Source organism: Indolivaga alginatilytica, assembly GCF_003201355.1.
Classification (GTDB): Bacteria; Bacteroidota; Bacteroidia; order Bacteroidales; family Dysgonomonadaceae; genus Dysgonomonas_A; species Dysgonomonas_A alginatilytica.
The window spans coordinates 16,033-28,798 of sequence record NZ_QICL01000011.1 but is presented as its reverse complement, the minus strand read 5'-3'; the positions used below and the strand labels follow the sequence as shown (position 1 = coordinate 28,798).

The window sequence follows — 12,766 nt, the reverse complement described above, 5'->3', positions numbered from 1 at the left end:
ATCGTATTTCGAAATCATAACTATCAGTTGTTGTTATGACTACCAAAGTAATAAAAAGATATAAGACCTTATATTTTTCAGAATGAGAAGTCAACCCCCGCTCCAAAAACTTTATTAGTTCTTGAGAACACATCCTTAGATGTACCTCCTCCCGGTACTTTTGTATAATCAGAATAAGTAGTCCAGAAATAACCTACATTTATTCGAACTGTAGGAGAGACATTAACCGCTCCTCCTAAACCCAAAGAGTACGAATCACAAGAAAAACTTAAATCTTTTTGGAAAACATCACCTACACCATAACGTGTTATTTGCCCCCCTGCACTCACTAAAAACATTCTATCAATCTGGTATTCCAAACCTGCTAAATATTCATTCGTTGAACCTGCATCTTTTTGCTTGTCTCCATCCATTTTGGCATCCGAATCAAAGAAATGATGATAACCAACGCTAGCCATCAGTTTTTCAGTCACTTTATAAGAAGCTCCTATAGTAAACAAAGCAGGAATGTCATGAGCTGTATTTACGCCATCAGCAAACATACCAGTATCGTCTCTTTTTGTATTATTTTCTACATCCAATGCAGTCTTGAATTCGTACTTAACCCCAATATTCAATTTATTCTGATAGTTGAAATTAAAACCAAGGATAGGAGCAACACCCCACCCGCTTTGTGAACTTTCCAACATAGCGCCTTCGTCACTTGATGCTCTTGACATTAAAAGTATCTGTTGTTGCAATACAGGATTGGCTGCAACACCTGCAGCAACACCTTCCAATAATTGGTTGGCATATATCATATTCGGAGAATAGTCAGCCGAACTTGCAGGAGTTACATTTAGTTTTAATCCTCTCAAGTATCCTTCATATGAGTTTCTTACGACATTCAATCTAAAACCGGCATAGGCTGAAAACATTTCATTAATCTCGTATGTTCCACCTAGTTGACCTCCAATAATCATATTAGAGCCTCTCATATACTGATCTACTTGGTATCTGCTAGCTTTATATCCGGCATTTTGTATTACTAAAGCACTGGTTCCGGCAAGAACTTCAAATGAAGGTAACCCATCATTAAAAGTGGCTTTTCCTCCACCACCTGATATAGCGACAGATCCTGATAAAACCCATTTACCTTTTTTATAAGCACCTTGCAAGCTTGGAATAAACGGAACAGAAGCCTTCCCCTCAAATGCTTTTGTATCTAACCCTCCATTCATCATGAATATAGGGGAAGTAGACGTTATAGTTCGTGTTTGAAATGCACTCTGATTATTGAAAGAAAAATGGAACCCATCAGTTAGTTTTACTAAACCTGCCGGATTCGTATAAACCGCATCAATCTCCGTAGAAGCATCACGAGCCGGATTTCTAAGGAAATGTACACTCTGATTAGTATTGGTTAATATTCCGCCTGCAAACAAAGAAGAAGAACACATACAAAGGGCAGCAATGGCTACCAATTTTGATTTATTCATGAATTTTATAATAGGTAATGTAAAATAATTATTGATATCATTTAAACTATAGCAATCTCTGGTTCCTATACTTGCCAAAGCAATAAAAAGGTCTAGTACCTTGAAATTGGGCAGCAAATGTATTAATATTAATTTTAGTTTCAAAAGAAACTATAACAATTTAACCACCTGATAATCAATATTATTATTGCATACACAACTATTGCAGTGCGTCCAATTGTTTCAACCAGATAGCACCCGAGGCATCACTTGCCATACGCCAATCGCCACGAGGTGAAAGATTTATCGACCCAACCTTTGGTCCATCAGGAATGCATGAACGCTTAAATTGCTGTGAAAAGAATCTGCGGTAAAATACTTTTAACCACTTAAGAATTTCTTCTTTTTCATAATCCTCCTCAAATGCCTTCTGTGCTAAAAAGTATATTTTTCGTGGTTCATACCCAAACCGAAGCATATTATATAAGAAAAAATCATGCAATACATAAGGCCCTACTGTATCTTCTGTTATTTGTAAAATTTTGCCGTCCTTTCCTGCCGGTAACAATTCGGGACTAACGGGCGTATCCAAGATATCTAAAAGTATGTGTTGAGAACCAGAATCTAATTGTGTATCCGAAATCCACCGTACAAGAGTTTTCACCAAGGTCTTGGGAATACCCGTATTAACGGCATACATTGACATATGATCGCCATTGTAAGTACACCATCCCAATGCTAATTCCGAAAGATCTCCCGTACCTATTACTAATCCATTTACCTTATTGGCATAATCCATTAATATCTGTGTACGCTCACGAGCCTGCGAGTTTTCATAAGTTATATCGTGAATACTCTCATCATGATCTATATCTTTGAAATGCTGAATTACTGCATCCTTTATTGATATTTCTTTAATGGTTACACCTAACGACTTCATTAAGTCAAGGGCATTATTATAGGTGCGGTCGGTAGTACCAAAACCGGGCATTGTAATGCCATATATATTTTTACGCGAAATATTCAGTTTATCAAAAGCCTTCACCATAACCAATAAAGCCAATGTTGAATCGAGCCCACCGGACACCCCTACTACCATAGTTTGGCAATTGGTATGTAGCAAACGCTTAGCCAAGCCACCGACTTGTATGGCGAAAATCTCAGAACATCGGTCATCAAGATTCAATAGTGATGGTACAAATGGAGTTCTATTAATCAACCTTGTCAGTGAAAATTCAGAATCAATTTTAGAAGTACCGACCTTAATGATTCGATATTTTACCTCATCCAGATTTTTATATTCTGATATTGAGAATGATTTATTTTTTAAACGGTCATTTCTTAAACGATCGACATCTATTTCCGTAACACAAAATTCGCTATCAAATGAGAATCGTTGTGTCTCCGCCAGAATTGAGCCATTCTCGGCAATCATACTACTACCCGCAAAGACAATATCGGTTGTCGATTCTCCATTTCCAGCGGCCGCGTATACATATCCTGCAATACAACGGGCTGATTGTTGACTTATAAGTGATTTTCGATAAGCATGCTTGCCAATTGTTTCATTACTAGCGGAAAGATTAAATATTATTTCAGCTCCATATAAAGTATGTACACTTGATGGAGGAAGAGGTGTCCAAAGATCTTCACATATTTCAATTGCAAAACTAAAATCCGAAGTACGAAATATCAAATCAGTACCTACCGGCACAATTTGCCCACACAATTCAATATTACTTTGAGTAAGTTCACGAGGGGAGGAAAACCAGCGCTTATCATAGAACTCATTATAATTAGGCAGAAATGTTTTAGCTACAATCCCTAAAATATTCCCTCCATTAATAACGACACCAACATTATATAGCCTATTACAAATTTGAAGAGGCATTCCTACAATGATAATTATAGAAGATTGCTCGCTTACTAAACGGATTTTCTCCAGAGAATTTATAGCTTCCTCAAGAAGTAAGCTTTGATTTAATAAATCCTGAGCTGTATAAGAGGTTATACACATTTCGGGAAATACAATAGCTGAAACTCCTTGCTTTTCAGCATCAGCTACAACTTTTAATATCTCCTCGGTATTAAAATCGCAATCTGCAACCTTCAATCGAGGTGAAGCTGCTGCCACTCTTACAAACCCATAATTATTCATCATTGCCAATTAAGTTTAAGACAAAATTACGAAACAAAATTCAAATCTTTGTTATTCAACAAATAACTTCTGGAAAAGTTACAAAGGAAAGGAGGTGGTATTTTTATAGTTATGCAAATCACTCTTTAATATTGTATATCAAAGCAATCCCATCCTCTTCAATACAAACCAAAAAGCTTGATCTTCTAAAACAACAAAGCCACAACAAGTAAACTGCTGTGGCTTTATTATTTATATCAGTTATTTCTTAGTGGCTATGAGATAGATAGTCAGAAATACCTTCTTGAGTAGCTTTTAAACCTTCTTTTCCTTTTTTCCAGTTTGCAGGGCATACTTCACCAAACTCTTCTGTAAATTGTAGAGCATCAACCAAACGAAGCGTTTCTTCAACACTACGTCCCAGAGGCATATCATTTACAACTTGATGACGTACAATACCTTCCTTATCAATCAAGAAAAGACCACGGTAAGCTTGAGGAGCTCCAACAAAAATCTCTTCTCCAAAATCGTTATAATCTGTATCACCGGCTAAAACATCGTAATTTTTAGAAACCATTAATGTTTGGTCAGAAATAATCGGATATTTAACACCCTGAATACCACCTTGGTTTTGTGGAGTTTGCAGCCATTTCCAGTGAGAGAATGCAGAGTCTGTTGATGCACCTACTACAGCTACATTACGAGATTCAAATTCTGCGATTTGATCTTGGAATGCTATCAATTCAGTTGGGCATACAAAAGTGAAATCTGCCGGATAAAAGAAGAATATTACATACTTCTTTCCAATAAATTGTTCTAACGAAAAATTTTCAACAATTTCATTACCATTTACTACTGCACTAACATTAAATACAGGGGCTTTTTTACCTACTAATACTGCCATGATTTTAATTAATTTAGTTATATTTTCTTATAACAAAGTAACAAATTCCACACCAACAAATCAAATAGATAATCACTATACCCACATAGACAAAAACAATCAAAAATCGTTATGCAGACACGCTTCTTACGGAAGTTTTACATCAACTATCACCGGTCTATGATCTGATGCTTCGGGTTCATCTATTACAAAACTATTTCTGAAAAATCGGCTTTTAAAAGTTTTTTTATCTAGTGCAATATAGTCAATACATTCTGTAGGTTTATCTGCCGGAAATGTATTAGCGGAAGAACTCAAAACTGTAAAACTTTTCTTTAGCAGCTCAATTACTTCTGAATCCGGATGAGCATTAAAGTCACCGGCTACAAATACAGGTTTCTTTATTTCTGCCAACTCTTGTTTTATAATCTCGACAGATTTTAACTGATCCTCAGTCGTTAAAGAAAGGTGAACTCCTAAAAATACAAACTTATCAAATTCCGCAATAAGCAGTACTCTCTGTTCTTCCCTTCCCGGTAGTGGAATATAACTTGTGCGTATAGGTTTTTCTCGGGACAATAAACCCGTTCCATATTTTCCTCCGTCATAATCGATAGCAGGGGCATAATAGTAGTACATCCCCGTTAATCTACTAAGTTCTCCTAATACAAAACGCTTATTGCTTCGGTTAGTCATACTATCAACCTCCTGAACAGCAACAATATCGGGATGATACTTATTTATTACATTTACAGTACGTTTATAATCGGACTTCATATCCATTCCTATCCCATTACGGATATTATAAGTCATAATGCGAAGATCGTTTTGAGAACTGATACTCAAAGAAATGAGAAGTAAGACACCAGTCAAAAATGTAATTAATCGTGTTTTCATATTTTTATAAATTAAGGCATAGATAAACAACAGTTGTATAAAATATAGACAAATATACCAATTGAAAATGAGATATCACCTCATTTAGAAGATGTGAAAAGAAAAGCTACACAGTTACATTTATATGATACGGAGAACCGAACAAAACCTGTAAAAAACAGGTTATTAAATATAGAAATAAATATTTGACTTAATTTAAACAATGAAATCAGAAACAAACATTCCCAAACCCACTACGGTTGATGAATATATTGCTGCAGCTTCTCCCTCTGTAAAGGAATATTTGGTACAACTAAGAAATATCATCAAACAAACAGTTCCACAAGCTGAGGAGTCTATCAGTTATGAGATGCCAGCCTATAAGTTAAATGGTATTCTAATTTACTTCGGCGGCTTTGCAAAGCATGTCAGCCTGTTTCCCGGTTCGGAGGCTATCGAAGTCTTTAAAGATGAATTGACAGACTATAAAACTTCTAAGGGTACTATTAGATTTTCTCCGGATAAGCCTATCCCTATTACACTAATAAAGAAGATTATAAAATTTAGAGAGAAAGAGAATTTAGAAAAAAACAAAAGGAAGAATCAAAAGAACTCCTGAATCACAATGATCTGAGAATTCAAAATGGAGAAACTAATCCTCTCCCTTGAGAATAGGTAGCCTCCAGTGATATTTAGTTGCCAAAATTCGTATTACAAATACACATACAGCCGTAGATATTTGAACAACAGGCATAGTTACTCCTAGATAATTTAACAGGCAGAATAAGAGCCCACCAATGATACAGGCAACTGCATAAAGTTCCTGAGTAAATATAATAGGTATTTCATTGATCAGAATATCACGGATAATCCCCCCGACAACACCAGTAATAGTAGCCATTATGACAATCACCCATGGAGCGTAACCCAAAGCCAGCGTTTTTTCGGCTCCTACCACCACAAATAATCCTAATCCGATACTATCGAACCAAAAGAATGTATTATTGAGCCGAACTAAGATTTTACGGTAAACAATCACACAGAATAAAGCTAAAACCGTACACCAAAGATATACACTCGACAGCATCCAGAAAGGAGTAAGCCCCAGAAGCAGATCCCTCAAAGTCCCCCCTCCGATAGCAGTCACCAACCCGACAACCAAGGCTCCAAACCAATCGAATCTTTTAGCGGAAGCTAATCTGATACCACTGATAGCAAAGGCAAAAGTTCCCAGAAATTCAATAATATCAACAAATCGAATATTACTCCAAAAATCAACTAGCTCATCCATATCACAAGCATCAGGTAATGTAAAATATTATTATAATTTTAATAACAGCCAATTATGCCGCTGTATTTACCAAAGCAATAATCGGCTGCAACCTTAATCAGCTTGTTCATCAGCAATTACACCACTTCCGAGACATAATTTTGATTCTTTGTCATATACAACTCCAAATTGTCCGGCAGCAATACCTTGTATCTTTTCATTCGATTGAATACGATATATGTCACCTATTTTTTCAATGGTTCCTGTTGTAAATTCGGGAGTATGCCGTACTTTGAAGGTAATATCTTTTTTATCTTCGAAATCACCCCAAATATCCTCTGTTATAAATGAAAACCCTCCGAGGTTTACCGTTTTTCCATATTGAGTTTCGGGATCATAACCATTAGATACATATATAATATTTCGCTTAACATCTTTCTTTATTACAAACCAAGGTCCACCACCTAGTCCTAAACCTTTACGCTGCCCAATGGTGTGAAACCAATAGCCATTGTGTTTTCCTAAAACTTTTCCCGTTTCAAGTTCCACAATCTTTCCGGGACGTTCGCCCAAATATCTGCCGATAAAATCATTATAATTGACTTTACCTAAAAAGCAAATTCCTTGACTATCCTTTCTCATGGCAGAAGGTAAACTCTCTTGAGCTGCAATAGCACGAACTTCGCTTTTCAACAAATTACCTATCGGAAACATCAATTTAGAAGCTTGCAGGTAATCTATTTGTCCTAAGAAATAGGTTTGATCTTTAACATGGTCTTTTGCTGTAGACAGCCATGTCTTACCGTTCAATTCGGTGGTAGTGGCATAATGTCCTGTAGCTATCTTATCGAACTCGTGTCCCCACTTTTGCTCGAAACAGCCAAACTTAATCATCTTATTACACATAATATCAGGATTCGGAGTTAAGCCTCTCTTTACAGCTTCGATGGTGTAACTCACTACATTTTCCCAATACTCTTCGTGGAGAGATACAATCTCCATTTTACAACCATATTTTTTAGCAATATAAGTTGTTATTTCTATATCTTCTTCGGCAGGACAATCAATATAACCGTCTTTATCTTCCATACCAATACGTATATAAAAGATGGTAGGATCATAACCTTGTTCTTTCAATTGGTGAACAACTACCGAACTATCAACGCCTCCCGATACAAGAGCTGCTATTTTCATTTTTCTATTTAACTCCTTTAAGGTTTCAAACCTTTTTATTTATAAAGTAAGTACAACTGCCTTTTATAAATTAACAGCCGTATTAAATCTTATTATTAACTATGTTTTTTCAAATTACAATATTTACCAGATCTGAGTTTTTGCAAACATCTTTAATACTCCTAAACCAAGACCGACACCCGCCCGAACGAAAAATTGGTTTTGGCCGTTAGTGACATCAAAATCATATCCGGCTTTCACGAAGAAGAACTTATAATCAACATATATGTTAGGCGTAATTACAATTCCATTTTGTCTACCCTGTCTGAAATCAAAGAGATATCCACCATCAACACCGACCAAAATAGTATAAGGGTTCTTATTAAACAAATCCTCACTCAAAAAAGATTTAATCTGAATAGGTTTTAGATTCAAACCGCTCATTTTTGCACCTCCCGATGTTGTTATTTCTAATCCACTGGATACAAAGGTATTCAACTTATTTTTCTGATGAAATGTAGGAAAAGCCATACTTGTAAAAAACTGCCCGTTGGCTCCCTCCGAATATTGCCCCCCTAATCCGATCAACTGTCCGTAGCAAAGAACAGGTAAAAGAAGTAACAATAATAATATCTTCGATTTCTTCATCTGGGTTATATTTAGTAAAAAAATAGTACCATAACCATTATAGCACTACATATAAACAATTTTCTCAAACATAGGTTTACATAATTATTTATCACACTACAAAAATAATGCTTTCTTTTAATATCAAAGCCTTTTTCCGATATACATTATCTATATAAAAAACAAAAGCCTCTATACAAAAGTTAGTATAAAGGCCTCTATTCGTTATATATTAACTCAATCAGGCATCTACAACCTTCTTTCCGAAAGGAAACAATGCTAATTTGATAAATTTAAAATGCTGCAATCCAAAAGGTATACCAATGATAGTTATACAAAGCAAAGCTCCAAAAAACACATGAGTCAGAGCAATCCAAAAGCCTCCTACAATAATCCAGATAACATTCATTATTGTATTGAGGCATCCCGATGACTCTTCAATAGTAACTACCTTACTGCCAAAAGGCCATACTGCAAGTACACCCAATTTGATAGACTGTAACCCGAAAGGAATACCGATGATGGTTATCATCATAGCGATGCTTGCAATAAAGTATTCAAGAGCAATTGCCCATCCACCAAATACAAGCCAGATAAGATTACCTATAAAATTTCTCATTTTTTGTAATGTTTTTTTACTACATGTCAAATAAATAACAGCTATTGATATTTTACTTGCAAAAGCAATAAAAAAGAGTCTGTGACCTTATCGAACTGCAATCACTTCAATTTCCACCAAAGCAGCCTTAGGAAGATCTCTTACCGCAAAAGCAGAACGAGCGGGAAATGTTCCCTCGAATTGAGTTGCATAAACTTCATTCATGGCTGCAAAGTTAGCTATATCAGAAAGCAAAACTGTTGTTTTTACAATATTGCTAGTTGTAAGACCTGCTTCTGTCAAGATAGCTTTGATATTTTTGAACACCTGCTCGGTTTGTTCTTTAATGCCTCCATCTACAAAGTCGCCAGTAGCTGGATCGATAGGAATCTGTCCCGACGCATAAAGTGTTCCGTTTACTTCTATTGCCTGACTATATGGCCCTATTGCCGCAGGAGCATTATTAGTTGATATTATTTTTTTCATTTTCTACATTGTATAAATTTTGTCAATATTATGCGTTCAATCCTTTTTGTCTGATAGATTCATAAATCAATACTCCGGCAGCTACCGAAACATTCAGCGAACCAATAGTTCCAAACTGTGGAATTTTCACTAAATCATCACAAATACGAAGATTGTCATTAGACACACCTACGTCTTCTGCACCCATCACAATAGCCACAGGACCGGTATAATCAACCTCAGTATACAGTTGAGCAGCGCGTTCTGTTGCAGCTACCACTTTTACTCCGCTATTTTTAAGAAATTGAATAGCTTCAGTCAAACTATTTTCTTTACATACCGGAATCTTCATCAATGCTCCTGCCGAAGTTTTTACAGCATCCGCATTTACTGTAACGCTTCCTCGAGCAGGTATTACAATAGCATCAACTCCTGCAACCTCACAAGTACGGGCAATTGCACCGAAGTTACGAACATCGGTCAACCCATCTAAAACTAAGATAAAAGGGCTTTTTCCTTGTTCATATAAAAAAGGAATAATATCTTCAATCTTCTCATAAGTAACAGCCGATAAAAAAGCAATTACACCTTGGTGATTTTTACGTGTATATCTGTCGATACGTTCCACCGGAACTCTTTGGACAGGTATATCGTGTGATGCTAAAGCAGCAGTTAATTCTCTAAAAAGATCACCTTGCAGTTCTCTCTTTACAATTATTTTATCTATTTCTTTTCCTGCTTCTATAGCTTCTATAACGGCACGTATGCCAAAAATCATTTCTTTTTCTTTCATTAAAAGTCTTTTATATCGTAGGGACGTATTATATACGCCCATTTATTTTATTTCTCTATTTACTAATGGATGTATATAACATCCGTACCTTTTAGTCTAGTTTTTGAAAACCAAACTTATTCTTGAAATCTGACAAATCATAGTCTTTTCTTGTACTTAGGTATATTAAATCATCCACATCCGAATCTAAATCCTGAACAGAATAATAAAGCAACAATCCATATTTGCACCAATGAATAACTAATCCATTACCATCAACGACCTTTTCCCATTTATCAGCTAATTCTTTTTCGAATTTGCTCCATATCTCAGCACTCTCCAGATCGCTCTTGTAACCAATGTAGCTTAAAGAGTATCCTCCCTCAGTTTTTGCTTGTATATCGCTATCTGCACTAGCTGCCTGATAAAACATAATCAACACCAAGAACTCAGGTAAAGGTAATGCTTCAGCGTACCAAATTACTTCGCCTTCGGGATCTCCTATATTTGGCGAATGATATACAGGAACTACGTCTTTTCCTAGATCTTCTAAATCGATCCCCCAAGAAAGGACAGCCTGATTCTCTTCCAAAAAGACTAATTTGTTGCTCTTTATATATATTTGTTTAGGCTTTGCGAAAAACTCGAAAGCATCGGTAAACAAACTTATACGACCAACATTCAAATAAAAGTCTTTTAAAGTTTGCGGAAATTTCACATTTAGTTTTTTCTCTGCTACTTCTAAAGATTGAATATCTACTCCCTCCGATGCTTCTAATTTGCGTCCGAGTATTTTTTCTGCGGTTTCTTTTATTTTATTCATTTCTTTCCTAACATCACTTTAGCATTCTCTATCGCAGCATCTGTTATATGTGACCCGCTCAACATCTGTGCCAATTCTTTAATACGCTCATCCTCTGTCAGCTTTCGCAAGTTGGTAGTTGTACTATCCCCTTCGTGCGATTTATATACAAAATAATGAGCTTTTCCTTTTGCTGCAATCTGCGGTAAGTGTGTAATAGCCAAAACTTGCATCTGACCACCAAACTCCTGCATAATATGCCCCATTTTATCAGCCACCTCACCAGAAACACCCGTATCTACTTCATCAAAAACAATTGTAGGAAGAGCTGTTGCCCCTGCAATCATTGATTTCAAACAAAGCATCACTCGCGAAATTTCACCTCCCGAAGCAACTTCTGCCACCGGTTGTAATGGTACGTTTTTGTTTGCTGAGAACATAAACTGCAAATCGTCTATACCCGAAGTATCCGGATAATTTCTTGCAGTTATCTCACACTCAAATCGAACATTAGGTATTCCTAAATAGGCTACCTTTTCGATGAGTTGTTTCTCTATATTTTTAGTTGCTGACTTACGTTTCTTACTTAGCTTTTCAGCAAGTACTAACATTTTCTCTTGTTTCTGAATCAGTTCCTTTTGAAGCTCTTCTATCTGCTGATCATATGAATCAATACTCGTTAGCTTTTGTGCTAAATCGTTATATATAGCTATCAATTCAACAACAGAAGATACTCTGTGCTTCTGTTGTAAACTATAAATCTGATCTAAACGTTCTTCTATAAACGATGCACGCTCGGGACTAAACTCCACATCACCCGCATAACGCTCGCTTTCAGTACTCAAATCTTTCAGATCGATATATGCTGTCTCCAAACGTTGTACAATAGACTCAGCATGAACATAAATTCCCGATAAACTTCGGGCAGCGGTTAATCCTTCTTTTAGAGAAGAAACGACTCCTTTATCATCATCCGAAAGCAAAGTATATACTTTATACAAAGCCAATTTTATATCTTCGGCATGATTCAGTGTCTCCTGCTCTTGTTCCAGTTCTTCAAGTTCACTCTCTATCAGATTAGCCTCTGCCAAAGCCTCAAATTGAAAACGAAGATAATCTTCATCCTCTTTGCTTCTTGCTGCTAAATCTTTCAAGTTCGATAATGCTGTATCAGCATTCTTATATAATTTAAATGACTCACGATACTCTTTCAATAAACCGCCTGTACCTGCCAATAAATCTACAACCTGCATCTGGAAACGGCTATCGCCTAGCATCAAGTTTTGATGCTGAGAATGTATATCAATCAACTGACTTCCTAAATCTTTTAAGTCATTCAACGATACGGGTGTATCATTGATAAATGCTCTTGATTTACCTGTCGATAATATTTCCCTACGCAATATGTATGTATCGGGATCATAATCAATACCTGCTTCTTCACAAAAGCTTTTGAGGTCGTACGCCGACACATCAAAAGTACCCTCTATTATACATTTAGTTTCGCCCTGCTTAATAGTTTTAAGATCAGCTCGCTGTCCCAAAATAAGCCCTAAAGCTCCTAATATAATTGATTTACCGGCACCTGTCTCACCTGTGATTACAGAAAATCCTGATTCGAAGTCTATTTCGAGACTGTCGATTAAAGCATAATTTTTTATATATAATGACTTAAGCATATAACGTATACTAAGAATAAAAGAGTG

The 12,766-nt window shown here is 36.1% G+C and carries 13 protein-coding genes; 1 reads left to right on the top strand and 12 read right to left on the bottom strand.

Translation table 11 applies throughout. The features are described 5' to 3' along the window. Nucleotides 1-77: 77 nt before the first annotated feature. The 4 genes from CLV62_RS09935 to CLV62_RS09920 all read right to left on the bottom strand — a co-directional run bounded on the left by CLV62_RS09935 (nt 78) and on the right by CLV62_RS09920 (nt 5,374). Nucleotides 78-1,478, bottom strand: a complete 1,401-nt coding sequence (locus CLV62_RS09935; RefSeq protein WP_110310720.1) for an OmpP1/FadL family transporter — start codon at nt 1,476-1,478, stop codon at nt 78-80. A 199-nt stretch (nt 1,479-1,677) separates the two neighbouring features. After that, complete coding sequence (locus CLV62_RS09930; protein WP_110310631.1) at nt 1,678-3,615, bottom strand: NAD(+) synthase; 1,938 nt, start codon at nt 3,613-3,615, stop codon at nt 1,678-1,680. A 247-nt stretch (nt 3,616-3,862) separates the two neighbouring features. Beyond that, a complete protein-coding gene (locus CLV62_RS09925) occupies nt 3,863-4,498 on the bottom strand; it encodes a peroxiredoxin (RefSeq protein ID WP_110310630.1) in 636 nt (211 codons plus the stop codon). 126 nt (nt 4,499-4,624) lie between these two features. Further along, entirely contained in the window at nt 4,625-5,374 is a 750-nt protein-coding gene (locus CLV62_RS09920) for an endonuclease/exonuclease/phosphatase family protein (protein ID WP_110310629.1), read from the bottom strand. Nucleotides 5,375-5,576: 202 nt separating this feature from the next. Here CLV62_RS09920 and CLV62_RS09915 point away from each other — a divergent pair, with 202 nt between their 5' ends. Beyond that, nucleotides 5,577-5,972 carry an iron chaperone gene (locus CLV62_RS09915; protein ID WP_110310628.1) on the top strand — a complete coding sequence of 132 codons (396 nt, stop codon included), beginning with the start codon at nt 5,577-5,579 and terminating at the stop codon, nt 5,970-5,972. Nucleotides 5,973-6,005: 33 nt separating this feature from the next. Here CLV62_RS09915 and CLV62_RS09910 read toward each other — a convergent pair whose 3' ends face one another. From CLV62_RS09910 to recN, 8 genes are all read right to left on the bottom strand, one after another. Next, complete coding sequence (locus tag CLV62_RS09910; protein WP_110310627.1) at nt 6,006-6,644, bottom strand: trimeric intracellular cation channel family protein; 639 nt, start codon at nt 6,642-6,644, stop codon at nt 6,006-6,008. Nucleotides 6,645-6,737: 93 nt separating this feature from the next. After that, entirely contained in the window at nt 6,738-7,817 is a 1,080-nt protein-coding gene (gene mnmA, locus CLV62_RS09905) for a tRNA 2-thiouridine(34) synthase MnmA (protein ID WP_110310626.1), read from the bottom strand. Between the two features lie 123 nt (nt 7,818-7,940). Continuing rightward, on the bottom strand, nt 7,941-8,444 hold the full coding sequence (locus CLV62_RS09900; protein ID WP_110310625.1) for a hypothetical protein: 504 nt from the start codon (nt 8,442-8,444) through the stop codon (nt 7,941-7,943). Between the two features lie 220 nt (nt 8,445-8,664). Next, complete coding sequence (locus tag CLV62_RS09895; protein WP_110310624.1) at nt 8,665-9,042, bottom strand: YccF domain-containing protein; 378 nt, start codon at nt 9,040-9,042, stop codon at nt 8,665-8,667. A gap of 87 nt (nt 9,043-9,129) precedes the next feature. Then, on the bottom strand, nt 9,130-9,507 hold the full coding sequence (locus CLV62_RS09890; protein ID WP_050708642.1) for a RidA family protein: 378 nt from the start codon (nt 9,505-9,507) through the stop codon (nt 9,130-9,132). 28 nt (nt 9,508-9,535) lie between these two features. Next, a complete protein-coding gene (rlmB, locus tag CLV62_RS09885) occupies nt 9,536-10,279 on the bottom strand; it encodes a 23S rRNA (guanosine(2251)-2'-O)-methyltransferase RlmB (RefSeq protein ID WP_110310623.1) in 744 nt (247 codons plus the stop codon). A gap of 91 nt (nt 10,280-10,370) precedes the next feature. After that, entirely contained in the window at nt 10,371-11,081 is a 711-nt protein-coding gene (locus CLV62_RS09880) for an SMI1/KNR4 family protein (protein ID WP_110310622.1), read from the bottom strand. Beyond that, a complete protein-coding gene (gene recN / locus CLV62_RS09875) occupies nt 11,078-12,739 on the bottom strand; it encodes a DNA repair protein RecN (RefSeq protein WP_110310621.1) in 1,662 nt (553 codons plus the stop codon). Before recN ends, CLV62_RS09880 begins: the two co-directional genes overlap by 4 nt. Nucleotides 12,740-12,766: the final 27 nt, after the last annotated feature.

Excerpts from the sequence above, each read along its gene's own strand:
- CLV62_RS09890 (WP_050708642.1), bottom strand. The coding sequence starts at position 9,507 with ATGAAAAAAATAATATCAACTAATAATGCTCCTGCGGCAATAGGGCCA.
- CLV62_RS09925 (WP_110310630.1), bottom strand. The coding sequence starts at position 4,498 with ATGGCAGTATTAGTAGGTAAAAAAGCCCCTGTATTTAATGTTAGTGCA.
- CLV62_RS09920 (WP_110310629.1), bottom strand. The coding sequence starts at position 5,374 with ATGAAAACACGATTAATTACATTTTTGACTGGTGTCTTACTTCTCATT.
- CLV62_RS09895 (WP_110310624.1), bottom strand. The coding sequence starts at position 9,042 with ATGAGAAATTTTATAGGTAATCTTATCTGGCTTGTATTTGGTGGATGG.
- recN (WP_110310621.1), bottom strand. The coding sequence starts at position 12,739 with ATGCTTAAGTCATTATATATAAAAAATTATGCTTTAATCGACAGTCTC.
- CLV62_RS09915 (WP_110310628.1), top strand. The coding sequence starts at position 5,577 with ATGAAATCAGAAACAAACATTCCCAAACCCACTACGGTTGATGAATAT.
- CLV62_RS09900 (WP_110310625.1), bottom strand. The coding sequence starts at position 8,444 with ATGAAGAAATCGAAGATATTATTATTGTTACTTCTTTTACCTGTTCTT.
- CLV62_RS09880 (WP_110310622.1), bottom strand. The coding sequence starts at position 11,081 with ATGAATAAAATAAAAGAAACCGCAGAAAAAATACTCGGACGCAAATTA.
- CLV62_RS09935 (WP_110310720.1), bottom strand. The coding sequence starts at position 1,478 with ATGAATAAATCAAAATTGGTAGCCATTGCTGCCCTTTGTATGTGTTCT.
- CLV62_RS09910 (WP_110310627.1), bottom strand. The coding sequence starts at position 6,644 with ATGGATGAGCTAGTTGATTTTTGGAGTAATATTCGATTTGTTGATATT.
- mnmA (WP_110310626.1), bottom strand. The coding sequence starts at position 7,817 with ATGAAAATAGCAGCTCTTGTATCGGGAGGCGTTGATAGTTCGGTAGTT.
- CLV62_RS09930 (WP_110310631.1), bottom strand. The coding sequence starts at position 3,615 with ATGAATAATTATGGGTTTGTAAGAGTGGCAGCAGCTTCACCTCGATTG.
- rlmB (WP_110310623.1), bottom strand. The coding sequence starts at position 10,279 with ATGAAAGAAAAAGAAATGATTTTTGGCATACGTGCCGTTATAGAAGCT.